Raw genomic sequence first — 16,008 nt, forward strand, 5'->3', positions numbered from 1 at the left:
AGATGTCTAGTAACGACAACTTCAGCAATTATAATCACAGCTTCAGCCGTAGTAACAACAACTTAAGCGTTGCTTATACCACTTTCAACGTTTATAACTACAATTTTAGCATCTATAACTACAGCTTCAGTAGTAGTAACAACGACTTAAGCATTAGTTATAACACCTTCAGTAATGATAAGTAACGCTTCAGTAGTAGTAACAAAAAATTAAGCGTTACTTATTACAATTGAAGCGTTATTAACTACAGAAGAAGTTGTTCTTACTACAGCTTTAATTTTATGAGTGACAGTGTTTAATGTGGTAAGGAACCTTAAAATGAATTCTCTTGCTAATAGCTAAAATCTTCTAAAGATGGCTAACAAAAGGTTTGAGTCCACTTTAATGAACTTTAGCTACTAGCCCAGAAATTTATTTCTGGGCGGGCTAAGGAGCTAATTGACAATGCTACAATATCTCAGGTTAAAAGACTTGAAGCTAGTCTGCGAATAAAATTCGCCAAAACTTAAGTTGACATTAGTGCATTTAACCAAAATGTTGAATAATTGCCTCGGCAAATTCAGAACATTTTAAGGGTTCAACTGGCGGTTCTAGTAACCGGGCTAAATCGTAGGTGACTTGACTACTCGCGATCGCATCGCTTAAACCTTTCTTAACTAGGTCTGCGGCTTCTTGCCAACCCAGAAACTCCAGCATCATCACACCAGACAAAATCACTGAACCAGGATTAATCCGATCTAAGCCGGCGTGTTTGGGTGCGGTGCCGTGGGTAGCTTCAAATATCGCACTAGCATCACCAATATTTGCCCCTGGTCCCATTCCCAATCCCCCAACAATGGCGGCGGCGGCATCAGACAAGTAATCGCCGTTTAAGTTCATTGTCGCCAAAATCGAATACTCATCCGGTCTGGTTTGAATTTGTTGAAAAATACTGTCAGCAATCCGGTCATTTACTAAAATTTTATCTTTCCATTTGCCATCGCCGTGGGTTGCCCAAATTGTGTTAAGAACAGTTTCAACTTCCTTGACAACTTGCGCTTTCTTGTCTGGAGTGAGAGCATCAAACCCAGGCTCAATCTGGCGGGCGTTTTCTTCCAAGGAAATATTGGGGTTATTTTCCTTGTTACTCAAAATCCAAGATTCCTGTTCTGTGACAGTTTCTTGGCGAAATTCACTGGTTGCTAGTTCATAACCCCAATCGCGAAAAGCCCCTTCGGTGTACTTCATGATGTTGCCTTTATGCACCAAAGTCACCTGTTGCTTATCTTTGGGCAATAGCAAGGCGTGTTTGATCGCACGTCTGACTAGGCGCTGGGAACCAGTTTTGCTGATGGGTTTGATGCCAATACCAGAATCAAGAGGAATTCGTTTTTTCCCATGTTCTGGGGTGGCGGGGATCAGTTCTTCATTGAGAATCTTAATTAAGCGATCGCCGATTTCGCTACCTTGTCGCCACTCAATGCCTAAATAAATATCTTCCGTATTCTCTCGATAAACAATTACATCCAGCTTTTCAGGATTTTTGTGCGGTGAGGGCGTACCTGCATAGTAACGGCAAGGACGCACACAGGCATACAAGTCAAAAATTTGCCGCAGCGCCACATTTAAAGAACGAATTCCCCCCCCAATGGGAGTAGTCAAAGGCCCTTTAATAGCTACACCATATTCTTCAATAGCCGTGAGAGTGTCTTGAGGTAAATATTGATAAGTACCGTATAAATCGCAGGCTTCGTCCCCAGCGTAAACCTTGAACCAACTAATTTGACGCTGACCCTTGTATGCTTTAGTTACCGCAGCATCTAGGACTTTTTGGGTAGCAGGCCAGATGTCTATACCTGTACCATCGCCTCGAATAAAGGGGATAATTGGATTTTCTGGTACGATTGGTTCACCATTTTTGAAGGTGATTTTTTCTCCAGTTGTGGGGGGGGTAATCTTGTCGTACATAGTTCACACACTCCTAATCGATACGCTGCTAGTTAAAAAAACCTTATCTGGCAGGCTTGTATATTTTGCTGTATCTTTTGTTTACCAAGCCATAAGGCGCAGATTTTCCCCCTATTCCCCTTGTACATTATTTGGGGATTAAGTGTGGGATTCAGTGAAGCGATCGCAATTTTGTACGATCAAAAATAGTAAACTACTTTTCGCTATCAGTGCTTCGCCTTAAAGAAGCCTAATAGCTTACCACTCTTTCACTGACCGCTAAAACGAGAATGGCATGACAGACCCAATGATTTTATCAGGCCCTGCTAATGACATCGATTCCCTGCGACGACCATTAATCACTGGGTCTGAAAAAGTCCAACAACAGATAATCCCACAGTTAGCTGAGTTGGGTAATGAGGGATTAGACGTGTTGATGGAATTTTTACTGAAACGACGTGAGAACCCAGCGACTTGGGTTGATGGCAAAGCTTACCAAGTCCTCTATAACTCTGATGCACCTCAAGCTAAAGAATTTTTGCGCTCCTGTTTTCCTGAGGGAATTGTACCTCTAAAATCAGAGTGCGGCATTAATTATAATTCTTTGCAACAACTACTAGCTGTTCAAGACTTCCAAGCAGCCGATCGCGTCACCATAGAAAAAATGTGTGAACTATCAGGGCCAACAGCTGTACAACGAAAATGGTTGTATTTTAGTGAGGTAGAAAATTCCTCCCCTGTTGACTTGCAAACTATTAACAACCTATGGTTAGTCCACTCCGAAGGTAAATTTGGCTTTTCAGTGCAGCGAGAAATCTGGTTGAGTTTAGGAAAAAATTGGGAGAATTTCTGGCCGAAAATTGGCTGGAAACAAGGTAACAATTGGACGCGATACCCTAACGAGTTTACCTGGGATTTGAGTGCGCCTAGAGGTCACTTACCCCTCTCTAATCAACTTCGGGGAGTACGAGTCTTTGCTTCTTTACTCTCTCACCCTGCTTGGTCGAAGAATCCAGAAAAATGATTTTGAGCCTACGTACAAATAGATTATGATAAATCCCACCAACCGAGAATTCTACGTCATCATTGAACGAGATGAAGATGGCTACTATGTCGGAGAAGTCCCTCAGCTAAAAGCCTGTTACAGTCAGGGAGAAACAATTGATGAGTTGATGGCTAATATGAAAGAAGTAATTGAACTTTGTTTAGAAACAAAAAGTGATGAAGAAATACCAGAATTTATAGGTATTCAAAAGGTAATAATTTAATGCCAAAACTACCAGTTTTAACAGGTAAAACAGTTATTAACGCCCTTGATAAAATAGGATTTCAGGCGGTGCGTCAAAAAGGCTCTCATGTACAAATGGAACATGAGAATGGACGCCTAGTAACTATTCCTGTTCATGCTGGTAAAACAATAGGTAAAGGATTACTACGCAAAATACTACGCGATGCTGAACTGACGAGGGAAGAGTTTATCGCATTGCTGGAATCATAGAGTTAGGAAGTTTTCTACCAATTCCAAACCCACTATCTCAAATTGGATAATGGCAAACGTTCGTCTAGAAGATATTAAGCGTAGATTTAATAACGTCACTGCGATCGAGGATATTACCTTTGAAATTCCTGATGGCGAGTTTTGGGTTTTAGTCGGGCCATCGGGTTGTGGTAAGTCTACAATTTTGCGAACGATCGCTGGTTTAGAAACCGCCACATCTGGTAAACTCTTTATTGGCGATCGCTTGGTAAATAATATCCCAGCCAGACAAAGGGATGTGGCGATGGTATTTCAGAACTACGCTCTCTATCCTCACATGAGTGTGGCGGAAAACATCGGCTTTGGCTTGCAGATGCGGAAGGTTGACCGGAAAATTATTCAAGAACGGGTGATGAATGTGGCGCGATCACTTTCTCTGGATCACCTGCTGGATCGTAAACCCAAACAACTTTCTGGAGGACAGCAACAACGGGTAGCATTAGGAAGAGCGATCGCTCGTGAACCACAAGTGTTTTTACTTGATGAACCTTTATCTAATTTAGATGCCCAATTGCGCGATGATACAAGGGCAGAATTGAAACAGCTACATCAAGAATTAGGCATTACAACAATCTACGTCACCCATGATCAAGTTGAAGCGATGACTTTGGCTGATAAAATTGTCGTCCTAAATCGAGGGCGGATTCAACAAATCGGCGATCCCCAAACTATTTATGCAAGTCCTGCTAATCAGATGGTGGCAAGTTTTTTAGGCAGTCCGCCAATGAATATTTTGCCTGCAATCTATGAAAATAACGGTTTTGATGTAAGTGGGCAGTTATTAGCGATTCCAGCAGTTGTGAAAGAAAAATTACAGTCGCGTCAAGGACACAGTTTTGATTTGGGGATTCGTCCAGAGCATATAAAAATTAGCACTGACTCAGGGGCTGAACAAGAGCTATCCGCTAACAAAACTCAAAACTCAGGACAGTTATCAGTAGAAGTTAAAGTGGTGGAACCCTTGGGAAGGGAAACTTTGATTCGTGCTGGTTTACCTGGTTCGGCGGTGGTGTTGAATATTCAGGTGGGTGGGGATGTGCGTCCGCGTCCAGGCGATCGCCTTTCTCTACAACTCGATTTAAATCAATTGTTTGTGTTTGATCCCAAAACTGGGGACAGAATCTTATAAATAGTTTTTTAAGCTGCCAAAAATAATCACCAATTCCTAATTTTTTGTAGCCATAATCTAAGAAAATAAAAACTGCAATACAGACTTAATCGATTAGCTGCAAAAACTTATATGACTATTAATCGACGCCATTTCTTGTTTTTACTCACAGCAGGTGCGGGTGCTTTTGCATTAGATGCTTGTACATTGGCAGAGAAATCTTCTGAAGGAAACACTGCAATACCAAATACAACACCAAATACAACACCAAATACAACACCAAATATAACACTAAATACAACAGGAGCTATCCAAGTACCACCTTTAGCTTACGCCTACGAAGCGCTGGAACCACACATCGATGCCAAAACGATGCAATTTCACCACGATAAACACCACGCAACTTATGTGAAAAACTTGAATGCGGCCTTAGACAAACACCCAGAACTTAAAGGTAAAACTGTTGAAGAACTGTTGCAGAAGCTTGACAGTGTACCACAAGATATTCGCAAAACAGTACGCAATAACGGCGGTGGTCATGTGAACCACTCAATGTTCTGGAAAATTATGAAGCCGAAAGGTGGGGGAGAACCAACAGGAAATATAGCCTCCGCGATTAATCAAAATTTTGGCTCTTTTGCAGCTTTCAAAAAACAGTTTAACGAAGCTGGTGCTGGTCGTTTTGGTAGTGGTTGGGTTTGGCTAGTGCGTAACAAAGGTGGTAAGTTAGAAGTGACAACTACAGCTAACCAAGATAGTCCTCTAAGTGAAGGCAAATATCCCATCCTGGGTAATGACGTATGGGAACATGCATATTATCTAAATTACCAGAATCGCCGCGCTGATTATTTAGATGCTTGGTGGAACGTGCTTAATTGGGATGAGATTAACAATCGGTTCGCAGCAGCAAGTAAATTTGCCTGAAACAGGCAATAATTTAGAGCAATAGGCACTTAAAAACTGGCTACAGAAACAACATTCTGCTGCCAGTTTTTTAATGAAGAACGCAGTGCAAGTGTTCGCAATCCTCAGCCCAAAAACGTCGGCTCAAACCCTGACTACTTCGTCAACTGACAAAAGTTTTCAATCTCCTGAAATTGTTTTTGTGAACTCTGTTCACACGTTGTCACTACAAGCTGATCTCCAGCACTGTAAACTGCTACTTTTACCAATTTATAAAATTATGTAACTTTGTACGAAATTTCTAGCTAGCAAGTTGATAGCTACTATACAAGCAGTTTTTGGCTGAAAAAAAATGGCAGTTACCCACGGCACTACAGACCTTAGCACAAAAAATAGTACTAGAGGAAATGACACAGGTATGCAATTGATCCAACAGTTCGGAAAACTTTTAACTTTTGTAGTCTTAATAGGTTCCTCAATGGTTTCAGCATCCTCAGTTAGCGCAAAACAAGTACCAATAGACCAAGACCCTGGACCAATATGGAATCCACCATCTACTAAGAAAGCCATGACTTGGATTATCAACACTGTTATATATACCAATGTATACAACAGTGGCAAAACCTACGCCCAAGTTAGATATGATAGTCAAACCGATCCCTATTCTGGTGATACTTCTGTAAATCAAGCCTTGTCACTACTTTGCATTCGGAAACCACCGGAACTCGCCGTTGATCCGATTCCAAATCAGACTCAATCCGTCATTACGCCTGGTGGTGCATCTAAAAACTCTTGGTCTGGTGGAGAAATCTTCGCTATTCCTAACGTTCTAGGTAGCTCGTTGGTGTCTCCAGAAGTAGCAGATGGTAAATGTGAACAAGCTGGTCAAGAACGTTATCATCTATCTGGGTTCAGGATGGCAGAGTTTCATGATGGTAGCGCTCCAAATGCAGGTTGGGGTTTTTGGGCACAATCCGACGATCCTAATCTGAGTAGCCCAGGTATTCGCTATTGGGTGAAAATTAACGATCAAAATGCGAATCCTTGGTAAGTAGTGGTTGAGCTGAAATATGGGGTGCGATTCGTTCTGGAGAAACCCATTTCTACAGTTGCAAGAATCGATTAATGAATGCTAGCAAGAGATTCTAGAAAGCTTACGACAAAACCCTTAGAGTCCTTATCCATCGCTCAACTTCTGTTTACTTCTTGCATAAATCAAAAATAAGAACTCCACTCCTAAGAATTTCCTTTTAGAAGTGGGGATGTTAAGGACTTTTGCAAGAAGTCTAATATCTTTATTAACCCTGCTCTGACAAAGTTTGATTTTTGCTCACCTCTTCCCCCCTTGCGGGGAGGAGTCATTTTATGTAGCTAATTCATCCTTTCACTCAGCAACACCCTCTTTCTCGCACGGACTCCTACTCAAAGCGGTTTTTGAGAAGGTACACCTACAGCACGAGGAAAATTAAGTGCTGTGTTTGCTACCTTACGCACATAAAGGCAATGACGGATGCTATCACTTAGAGGAGTGGTAAATTTTTCAATTAACTCAATCACACCACCTAGCTGGCTAACAGCATTTTGTAAATCCCTGGTTTCTTCCTTTGTCCAATTACCGCGATAAATTATGGCTAAACCTCCCTGTTTGAGCAGTGGTAAGGTATATTCTGCACAGACAGAGGCTGCCCCTACAGCACGGATCAATGCAATATCGTAAGCTTGTCGATGCTGGGGGTGCTGACCGATTTCTTCAGCCCTACCAACAAGAGTTTTGGCATTGGTAAGGGCAAGTTCAGTTAGTATATTGTCGATAAAAGTAATTTTTTTCCGAGTGGAATCGAGAAGAGTAATTGTGCAATTAGGTATAGTAATTGTCACTGGAACACCCGGAAAACCTGCGCCTGTACCAATATCGATGAGAGCGGAGGGAGCAGAGGGAACAGGGGAGCAGGGAAGTAGAGGAGTAGGGGAGAAATTTGCTGAGAACAGAGGTGCAATTCCTCGCAGAGAATCCCAGAGATGTTTTTCCCAAAACTCTTGGGGATCAGTGATCCGAGTTAAATTTAGTTGGCGGTTACCTTCTAAAATTAACTCATAAAGCCTTTGGAATTGCGCTTGCTGTTGGGCTGTTGGTTGCCAATTGAGAGTTTGCTGCCAAATTTCTGCCATCTCAGGCAATAAGTAAGTCATTAGTTAGAAGTTATTTTCTTTATCTACTTATCTACCCATCTCCATGATCTCCCTTATCTGTATCATTTTCCCTGCTTTCCTTTCATACTGCTGGTAGGGGTTCTTTTACTTTGCCTTCCAGTGTCTTTGGGTCTACTGATTGTAGTTCACCGTGGTTGAGTGTCCAGCAACGATCTGCGATCGCTAACAGATCCCCAGCATCGTGTGTCACTACTAACAGTGTCCAATCTTGTTTCAGTTTTGCCAATAAACTTACTAGTTGCCGACGCATTGACCAATCTAACCCAGCTGTGGGTTCATCCAATAACAGTAAATTTGGCTGGCGAATCAATTGTACTGCCAAAGCTAAACGCCGTTGCTGACCACCACTTAAGGCATGAGGGGCAGCGGAAAGCGATAAATGCTCTAATCCTACCTCACTCAGCGCCTGTCTAACTCGTTCTGACCCTAACTCAGGATGTCCTAAACGCAATTCTTCTAAAATTGAACCACCGCAAAAGTGCCGCTCTGGAAACTGAAATACCAACCCAGCCAATTGTTGTAGCTGTTCGGCTATCAGTTCTTGTTCCCGCCAGAAGAGTGCGCCAGTAGTAGGTTCGGCTAGTCCCGACAAAATTTCTAGTAAGGTACTTTTTCCCGAACCACTCGGGCCAATAATCAGACCTAACTGCTGGGGTGCTAATTCCAAGTTGATCGATTTGAGAATCGCTGTTGGGCACGCTGTCGGGTGATAAACTACATTTCGGAGATAGAGCATTTGTTAAAATTACCAAAAAGTCAGCAAATTACTGATTAGCTACACTGAGAGCATCTGGAAAATTCTGGAAAAATTTCTAGCGCATTACCCGGATTAACACCTTAATTTAGCAGCAAGAATAATCCACTTTTTCTCCATTGTGGCAGACTCACCCTTAAACAATGGCTACAACAAGCCTGGGAACATGGAAAAATTACCAAAGTCAACCTTTATATAAAAAAATTTTAGTTGAAGCAGAGGCAAGTTCACATTAACCATTTTTTGCATTCTAAGTAACACATACAACTATTTCAACCGCAATTCTTCTGAGGGTTAAAATGACTAAAAGGTTTTCTTCGCCTCGATTAGTAGTGTTTGCTAAACTCACTACCTTTGCTCAGACTGCTTTTGGCGCTGCGTTCGCTCTTAATCTCTGGGTAAATCCCTCCCTGGCTGGCGATCCATTTCGCAATCGCGAACCTCATCAAATTGGCGACCAAACAGAAGCAGCTTTTAAAGCGATTTTCCAACAGGGCAACTATCCAGCAGCAGAGCGTTATTTGCAACAAGCACTATCCAAAGAGCCAAATGAACCTCTAGCTTATGCCATGAATGCATCTTTAGCATACGGAAATAAGGATTGGGCTAAACTAAACACCTACAGTCAGAAAACTCTAGAAACTGGACAAAAACTGATTTCTAGCGATCCATTGCGTGGTAATTTATACACTGCTGTTGGTTATTTTTTAGAGGGTGCAGTAGTTATTACCCGTGAGGGTACAGTCAACGGTGTGCCGCAAGCCTTTAGTCGGTTACGGCAAGTTTATGAATATTTAGACAAAGCTGAAGCAATTTCTGCTAATGATCCAGAACTGAGTTTAATCAAGGGTTATATGGATTTACTGTTGGCGGTTAATTTGCCTTTTGCTAGCCCAGATCAGGCAATTGGACGCTTAGAACAAAATGCTGCTCCTCAGTATCTAGTGGATCGGGGTATTGCTCTTGCTTACCGAGATTTAAAACGGTATCCCCAGGCCTTAGAGTATGTTAATCGGGCGATCAAAACCACATCTGATAATCCAGAAATTTATTATCTCAAAGCCCAAATCCTGAAACAACTGGGACAAAAAGAAAAAAGCCAGCAGATGATCCAGGAAGCGATCGCTAATTTTGACAAAGCATTGACTAAAAAATCCCAACTCCCAAGCGATTTAGTCAAACAAATTGAGCGTGAACGCAGCAGGACTGTTAGCCTGAATAATCCTGGGTAATTGGGCATTAGGTGCAAAGGAGAAAAATTTTTCCCCTATTGTCTACTTTGATATGCTTATTTCCAGAAGAGTAGTTGAGATATTAGACCAAAATGGAGATTCAGTTCCGCGAAATTAATCCTTTTGATATCTGGATTTGGCTGAAATTCAGCACAAATCCTTCTGGGCGGGAAAAGCAATATGTAGAAGAAGTTTTCAACTCCTGGTTTTATCTAGGTAAATTAGGTGCATTTAATGCCGAAAATCTCCAGGTGCAGGACACTGGACTTGATCTCAGCTACATGAATTATGATGCACAAGGGTATGACAAAAGCCTGCTCGCATTGATGCACAACATCGGTGAGTTTGAATACCAAGGTCAATGGGGACGTTGTTGGTTTGACTTAGGAACCAGTGATGCGATCGCCTTGGATATTTTAATCAACGCCCTCACACAGCTAAGTGAGGAATATGTCACCATTGAAGAATTATACATTGGTGGCGAAAATCCAGATTGGCCGGTTGAGGATAGCGAAAGTCGTCCTCAATCTATTTATGATAATTAGTGACGACAAAAATGAATAAAGCAGGCGAAATTCGGGTAATAGCTTTGGGGCTAATTCGGGATGGCGAACGCATATTTCTTTCTGAAGGCTACGATCCCGTAAAGCAAGAAACATTTTATCGGGCTTTGGGCGGTGGGGTTGAATTTGCCGAAACCAGCCGCGACGCGCTACAACGGGAGTTTCAAGAGGAAATTCAAGCAGACTTAACGAATATTAATTATTTAGGTTGTATAGAGAACCTGTTTACATTTAATGGTAGGCAAGGTCATGAAATTATTCAGCTTTATCAATGTGACTTTGCTGATTCAAAATTTTATCAACTGGAAAGTTTAGTTTTTTCCGAATCAAAAACTCATAAACATAGGGCGTTATGGATAGATATCTCTCGCTTGAAATCTGGGGAATTCAAATTAGTACCTGAGGTATTTTTTGAATATTTATAAATCATCTGGAAATTTCAATGATAGATGCAACGCCAAATAGCCTGCCGCAGGCATGGTTCCAATAAAGGTCAATCCGCGTTAATTCTGCTTTAAATTTGGGAGCATTCCAAATAATTTGTCATTGCCAAACGCAGTCAAGCAAAGCAATCACAAGCGTAAGTTTTATAAGGTGTCAATTGGGTCTTAAATCGTTAGATAATTCTACAATACCCCTAGACCCATCAATCCTTACCCGTTGACCATCTTGCAGGAGCCATGTAGCACCTCGAACATCCATCACAGCGGGAATCCCATATTCACGAGCAACGATCGCACCGTGAGAAAGCCGTCCCCCAACTTCGGCAATTAATCCTCCAGCCCTTAATAACAAAGGTGCCCAGCCGGAATCTGTGTAAGGCACTACCAGAATCGTATCTCGGTCAATCTCAGGCACGTCTTGTAAATTTCGCAACACCTTCACCCTACCTTCAGCTTGGCCCTGACTGGCTGCAATACCTTGTAAGATTTGGTCAGAGTAGAGTGCAGAGGGAGCTAAGGGGTGAGGGGGTGTATTGCCATAGACTAAAAGGGGTACTTGAATGATCTCACTATCTTGGACGAATTGCGATCGCCTCAATTCCACTAACTCATCCAACTGCTCAATTAACCTGGAATCTTCACCCACAACTAGACGCCGCACTTCATCGAAGTCTAGAAAAAAGATATCTCCTGTTTTCTTAAGTAAGCCTGACTTTAACCAAATCTTCTCTAAAGCTACAAAACTCCAACGCAATTCAGCCAAAATCCGTGAATAAACTTCGGTAACTCGTCCTTTGATATCTACACGCCGTTGTATAAAAGAGCGTTTGCGTTTACCAGCAAAAATGCTATTAATCGCGTCTTTAGCGCCTGATTGTGGTTCGTTACCCTGCATTAACTGCACAAACATCTGCTTAATCATCTGGGGATTTTCCCGCCAAGTGGGAACGGAAATATCAGTTCCCACTTCACTTAAATAGCCGTAATCCTGAAGCAATTCGTCAAATTCTTGCAGGATCTTCTCTCCCTCTGGAGTTTGCTTTAACTGCTCAAATACTTGCTGTGGTTCAAACTCAAGCAATATCTGCTTGGCATCTGTAGCGATTGCACTCAGCGATCGCAATGCCGCTACCTCTGGGGTAACGCTGTTATCAATTTGCCCATCCTTCACCCGAAAAATCGCCTGCCGCAGGGCAGCACTTAAGGGGGCTAAAATGCTGTAATACGTCACTTGGCGCAGCAATTCTAGAATAAAGTCAATTCTTATTAACAGCTTGGATGGTTCCAAGTTATCTATATCTTCCTGCGCCAACTCCGACAACCCAGGAATAAACCGTTTTTGATAATCCCGCTTGAAGTCCTTTTCTAAATTTAATTCCCGCTTTAGCAACTTCCCTAATCCGGGCAAATTTTCCCAAGTTGACTTCCAAGACGGTTTACTGAATTTAGCTCCTCTGGTTAAAAATTCCAAACTTTCTGACGGCAGTCCCATGCGGAGAAAAATATCTCCTAAGAGGGATGCATTAAAGTAGGCTCTGGAATAGTGCAGAGTTGCTGTTTGGGTGAAGTCTAACCCCAAGGCGCGTTCGGCTTTGCGCTTGCCGTTGGCAAAGCCTCTGGAAGAGAAGCTATTGCTCAAAACTAAAGTAAAAAGTTCTCCCCAAACTCCACAAGTTAATGGACGATTAATCGACCATGTTAAAGGGTGAATTACTCCGGGAATCACTTCAGCGGCGATTTTGCGTGTCCAGATGGGTAGTAGAGTGGTGATCGGTCGAGATTGCAACACCCAGAGTGTTTGACCGTCGTAACTCCACTCTATATCTTGAGGAGTGCCATGATAACGTTTTTCGAGTCGGTAAGCTAAGTATGCAACTTGCTTGATTAATGCTTGTGGGACTCGTCCTTGGCCCTCTAATTGCACAGAAGATGAATTTTCTGTCTCAAGGACAAAAGCGCGATATTGTTCAGGTGTGACTTTTCCCGAAACGACTTGCGTCGCGCTTCCTGGAAGGGCTTCAATGATAATCGCATCACTTTGCTGAGTAATGGGATCGCGGCTAAAAGCTACGCCAGAATATATACTTTGGACTTGTTGTTGAATCAGCACTGCCATTGCTGTGTCATTCAAGCCGCGATCACGCCGATATTGCACGGCAGATGGCTGATTGTAAGAAGCTTGAACTTGGGCGATCGCTGATTGCAATGCCTGGGGGCTGGTAACATTTAAAACTGTTTCATACTGCCCAGCAGCGGAAGCCTGTTCTGAATCTTCTCCAATGGCAGAAGAACGCACTACCAAGGGAGATAATTCTGATGGCTGGAGAAATTCTGTCAACAGTTGAGGATCGTCAATCGGGGCCAGTACCCATCCCTTTGGAACTGGGTAGCCCCAGCGATTAATTTGAGATAATGTAGCCGCCTTTTCTCCGACTATGGCAGCATCCAACTCTTCATCTAGAGAAACCATCACGCGTTGGCGTAGCCCGTCGTAGACATCGCCGCGTAAAAATTCCAACATCGCCAGAGATTCTGTTTGTGCCTTTTGGGCTGGCAGGTTCAGATCATCAGGAATTTTTGTATAAATCCAGCCCATTAAACCAGCTAAGGCAATAGCAGCAAACATTCTGGGGATATCGCTAATGTGCAAAAGTGCCACAAACAGAGGAAAGAGAAGCAAAACCCCAAATTTGACTACCCGTCTCGATTGCAGAATTGTAAAGCTAATGATTGCAAAGAAAGATACAAATATTGCCACTAGTGGATCATGTACGACAAATCCCCAGACTACATTTGTCGTACCTGCGCCTCTGCCTACCCAGTATCTACCTATTACCAGAGCGATCAGGGCAATCAATTCCCAATGCGATCCCTCTGGGAAGAAAACGCGGGTGAGTAAGACTGCTGCAACTCCTTTAAAAGCTTCTGACAAGACTGCCAGAATTCCTACAAACCTACCGCCGTGATAAAAGGCAGCTGATACACTAATGTTTCCTGTACCAACTTGTGATAATTGCTTATGCGTAAGCGCGTAAGTGATCCATCCAATCAGGGGTAATCCGCCCAAGAGGGGGCAGGCAATTAAAATAACTAAGATACCCCAAGGTTCAAACATTCTGGATTTTGGATTTTAGATTTAAATTTTCCATCTAAAACCTCAAATCTCATATCTAAAGTTTTTCTGAAATTTTTGATGGTTAATAGGACGTTTTTATTTACTAGTTACTTAATGGACACTTGGCTAAGACGGAAACCGTTTAAGACAAGTGTCCTTCTAGACTACTAATGGTTTTAGTTTAGCGCATAGGCAGCTTGCAGCGCCCAGATGATCAGAGCAGCGATCGATCCCAGAAGCAACACGGTAGAGATAGTGACTACTTTTGGGGAATCTGCACCCTCAAATTTCATAATTCCTCGATTTAAGTCAGACACCGCTTTGTAATCCTCTTTTGTTGGGGCATGAGATATTTGTCCGTTTTGATTGTAGTCCTTCTATTTGCGGATGATGTTAAATTCCTAATATTATTTTGTTTAAGCTTGACAATTTTTCCATCACCATAATTACTTATTTCTTTAGAGGTATTAGTCTTATTTTTACAATGATCCGGTATGGGGCATAGGGCATGGGGAACAAGCAGAGGAGCAGAGGGCAAAGCTGAAAATACTAAGGATTTTGTAACTAAATTACAACAAGAAGCAGAAAAGCAGAGGGAAGGCTAGAAAATACTAAGGATTTTGTAACTAAATTACAACAAGAACTAGAAAAGCAGAGGGGAAGGCTGAAAATGATAGGGATTTTGTAACTAAATTACAATATGTACTAAAATCAAGGACTTGAGTCACAAAGAGAGCAATCATGGCATCCATCCGCGAGTTGCACGAACAGCTGGTTAAAAAAGAACGTTCTGCCGTTGAAATTACCCAAGAAGCTTTAGAGCGCATTCAAGCCTTAGAGCCGAAATTGCACAGCTTTTTATGTGTCACCGCAGAACGGGCATTAGAGCAGGCGGGTGCTGTGGATGCCAAAATTGCTGCAGGAGAAGAAATTGGGCTGCTAGCAGGAATTCCGGTTGGGATCAAGGACAATTTATGTACTAAGGGAATTCCTACCACCTGCGCCTCCCGGATTTTGGAAAATTTTGTGCCGCCTTATGAATCAACGGTGACGCAAAAATTGGCAGATGTTGGGGCGGTAATGGTTGGCAAAACCAACTTGGATGAGTTTGCGATGGGTAGTTCTACAGAAAATTCTGCCTATCAAGTCACAGCTAATCCTTGGGATTTGTCACGGGTTCCGGGCGGTTCTTCGGGGGGTTCCGCTGCTGCGGTGTCGTCGCAAGAATGTGTGGTTGCTCTCGGTTCTGATACTGGCGGTTCGATTCGCCAACCTGCATCTTTCTGCGGTGTGGTGGGCATGAAACCGACTTATGGTTTGGTTTCCCGTTATGGTTTGGTGGCTTATGCTTCGTCTTTAGATCAAATTGGGCCATTTGCAAACACAGTGGAAGATGCGGCAATATTATTAAGTGCGATCGCAGGTCATGATCCCAAAGACTCTACCAGCCTCAAAGTTGCCATTCCCAACTACGCCGCCAGCTTCAAACCAGATTTCAAACCCAGAGGTCGGCTAAAAATTGGTGTCATTAAAGAAACTTTTGGTGAAGGGTTGGACTCTGTAGTGGAACAAGCTATTACCAAAGCAGTAGATCAACTACAAAGTTTGGGAGCAGAGATTCATATAGTTTCCTGTCCCCGCTTTCGCTATGGCTTACCCACATACTACATTATCGCCCCATCAGAAGCCTCAGCAAACCTGGCTCGTTACGATGGGGTTAAATATGGTTACCGCGCTCCTAATGTAGATAATCTGCTATCGATGTACAATCGTACCCGTGCCACTGGTTTTGGTACAGAAGTTAAACGCCGGATTATGATCGGCACTTACGCCCTTTCGGCTGGCTATTATGACGCCTACTACCTAAAAGCGCAAAAAGTCCGCACTCTGATTAAACAAGACTTTGAAAAGGCTTTTGGCATGGTTGATGTGTTAGTCTGTCCTACATCTCCCACTACAGCATTCAAAGCAGGGGAAAAAACTACTGACCCCTTGAGTATGTATTTAACTGACTTGATGACTATTCCTGTGAATCTTGCTGGTTTACCTAGTTTAAGTTTGCCATGTGGTTTTGATGATCAGGGGCTACCGATAGGATTACAGCTAATTGGCAATGTGCTGCGAGAAGACCAACTGTTTCAGGTAGCTTACGCTTATGAGCAATCCACTACTTGGCATCTGCGTAAACCGCAAATATCTTGAAAATTGTCATTAGG

Annotated in this window: 15 protein-coding genes; 10 read left to right on the top strand and 5 right to left on the bottom strand. The window is 42.7% G+C overall.

Features of this window, described 5'->3' with window-relative positions; translation table 11 throughout:
- Nucleotides 1–525 precede the first annotated feature (525 nt).
- Nucleotides 526–1,947, bottom strand: coding sequence for an NADP-dependent isocitrate dehydrogenase (locus V7K46_RS23770; protein ID WP_335117441.1), 1,422 nt, complete (start codon nt 1,945–1,947; stop codon nt 526–528).
- A 274-nt stretch (nt 1,948–2,221) separates the two neighbouring features.
- Here V7K46_RS23770 and V7K46_RS23775 point away from each other — a divergent pair, with 274 nt between their 5' ends.
- The 6 genes from V7K46_RS23775 to V7K46_RS23800 all read left to right on the top strand — a co-directional run bounded on the left by V7K46_RS23775 (nt 2,222) and on the right by V7K46_RS23800 (nt 6,525).
- Nucleotides 2,222–2,950 (top strand): GUN4 domain-containing protein, encoded by a 729-nt coding sequence (locus V7K46_RS23775; protein ID WP_335117443.1) that lies wholly within the window; start codon nt 2,222–2,224, stop codon nt 2,948–2,950.
- 25 nt (nt 2,951–2,975) lie between these two features.
- On the top strand, nt 2,976–3,194 hold the full coding sequence (locus tag V7K46_RS23780) for a type II toxin-antitoxin system HicB family antitoxin (protein ID WP_335117445.1): 219 nt from the start codon (nt 2,976–2,978) through the stop codon (nt 3,192–3,194).
- Entirely contained in the window at nt 3,194–3,424 is a 231-nt protein-coding gene (locus V7K46_RS23785) for a type II toxin-antitoxin system HicA family toxin (protein ID WP_335117447.1), read from the top strand. The genes V7K46_RS23780 and V7K46_RS23785 overlap by 1 nt, the downstream gene beginning before the upstream one ends.
- Nucleotides 3,425–3,473: 49 nt before the next feature.
- The gene (locus V7K46_RS23790; RefSeq protein ID WP_335117449.1) at nt 3,474–4,592 is read left to right on the top strand and encodes an ABC transporter ATP-binding protein; all 1,119 of its coding nucleotides are present in this window, start codon (nt 3,474–3,476) and stop codon (nt 4,590–4,592) included.
- 111 nt (nt 4,593–4,703) lie between these two features.
- The gene (locus V7K46_RS23795; protein WP_335117452.1) at nt 4,704–5,495 is read left to right on the top strand and encodes a superoxide dismutase; all 792 of its coding nucleotides are present in this window, start codon (nt 4,704–4,706) and stop codon (nt 5,493–5,495) included.
- A gap of 331 nt (nt 5,496–5,826) precedes the next feature.
- On the top strand, nt 5,827–6,525 hold the full coding sequence (locus tag V7K46_RS23800; protein ID WP_335117455.1) for a hypothetical protein: 699 nt from the start codon (nt 5,827–5,829) through the stop codon (nt 6,523–6,525).
- 371 nt (nt 6,526–6,896) lie between these two features.
- Here V7K46_RS23800 and rsmG read toward each other — a convergent pair whose 3' ends face one another.
- Both rsmG and V7K46_RS23810 read right to left on the bottom strand, forming a co-directional pair.
- Nucleotides 6,897–7,664 carry a 16S rRNA (guanine(527)-N(7))-methyltransferase RsmG gene (rsmG, locus tag V7K46_RS23805; RefSeq protein WP_335117457.1) on the bottom strand — a complete coding sequence of 256 codons (768 nt, stop codon included), beginning with the start codon at nt 7,662–7,664 and terminating at the stop codon, nt 6,897–6,899.
- 82 nt (nt 7,665–7,746) lie between these two features.
- Nucleotides 7,747–8,421, bottom strand: a complete 675-nt coding sequence (locus tag V7K46_RS23810) for an ABC transporter ATP-binding protein (protein ID WP_335117459.1) — start codon at nt 8,419–8,421, stop codon at nt 7,747–7,749.
- A 317-nt stretch (nt 8,422–8,738) separates the two neighbouring features.
- On the opposite strand from V7K46_RS23810, the gene V7K46_RS23815 reads away from it, so the two are divergent.
- The 3 genes from V7K46_RS23815 to V7K46_RS23825 all read left to right on the top strand — a co-directional run bounded on the left by V7K46_RS23815 (nt 8,739) and on the right by V7K46_RS23825 (nt 10,659).
- The gene (locus tag V7K46_RS23815) at nt 8,739–9,671 is read left to right on the top strand and encodes a Sll0314/Alr1548 family TPR repeat-containing protein (RefSeq protein ID WP_335117461.1); all 933 of its coding nucleotides are present in this window, start codon (nt 8,739–8,741) and stop codon (nt 9,669–9,671) included.
- A 92-nt stretch (nt 9,672–9,763) separates the two neighbouring features.
- Nucleotides 9,764–10,216: a DUF3531 family protein gene (locus V7K46_RS23820; protein WP_335117463.1), complete on the top strand. Its 453-nt coding sequence runs from the start codon at nt 9,764–9,766 to the stop codon at nt 10,214–10,216.
- 11 nt (nt 10,217–10,227) lie between these two features.
- Nucleotides 10,228–10,659 carry an NUDIX hydrolase gene (locus V7K46_RS23825; RefSeq protein ID WP_335117465.1) on the top strand — a complete coding sequence of 144 codons (432 nt, stop codon included), beginning with the start codon at nt 10,228–10,230 and terminating at the stop codon, nt 10,657–10,659.
- Nucleotides 10,660–10,831: 172 nt separating this feature from the next.
- Here V7K46_RS23825 and V7K46_RS23830 read toward each other — a convergent pair whose 3' ends face one another.
- Both V7K46_RS23830 and V7K46_RS23835 read right to left on the bottom strand, forming a co-directional pair.
- On the bottom strand, nt 10,832–13,792 hold the full coding sequence (locus V7K46_RS23830; RefSeq protein ID WP_335117467.1) for a glycerol-3-phosphate acyltransferase: 2,961 nt from the start codon (nt 13,790–13,792) through the stop codon (nt 10,832–10,834).
- A gap of 176 nt (nt 13,793–13,968) precedes the next feature.
- Nucleotides 13,969–14,109, bottom strand: a complete 141-nt coding sequence (locus V7K46_RS23835) for a hypothetical protein (protein WP_041565237.1) — start codon at nt 14,107–14,109, stop codon at nt 13,969–13,971.
- A gap of 424 nt (nt 14,110–14,533) precedes the next feature.
- Between V7K46_RS23835 and gatA the strand changes: the two genes are divergently transcribed.
- A complete protein-coding gene (gene gatA / locus V7K46_RS23840) occupies nt 14,534–15,994 on the top strand; it encodes an Asp-tRNA(Asn)/Glu-tRNA(Gln) amidotransferase subunit GatA (protein ID WP_335117469.1) in 1,461 nt (486 codons plus the stop codon).
- Nucleotides 15,995–16,008: the final 14 nt, after the last annotated feature.

Source organism: Nostoc sp., from assembly GCF_036917395.1.
Lineage (GTDB): Bacteria > Cyanobacteriota > Cyanobacteriia > Cyanobacteriales > Nostocaceae > Nostoc.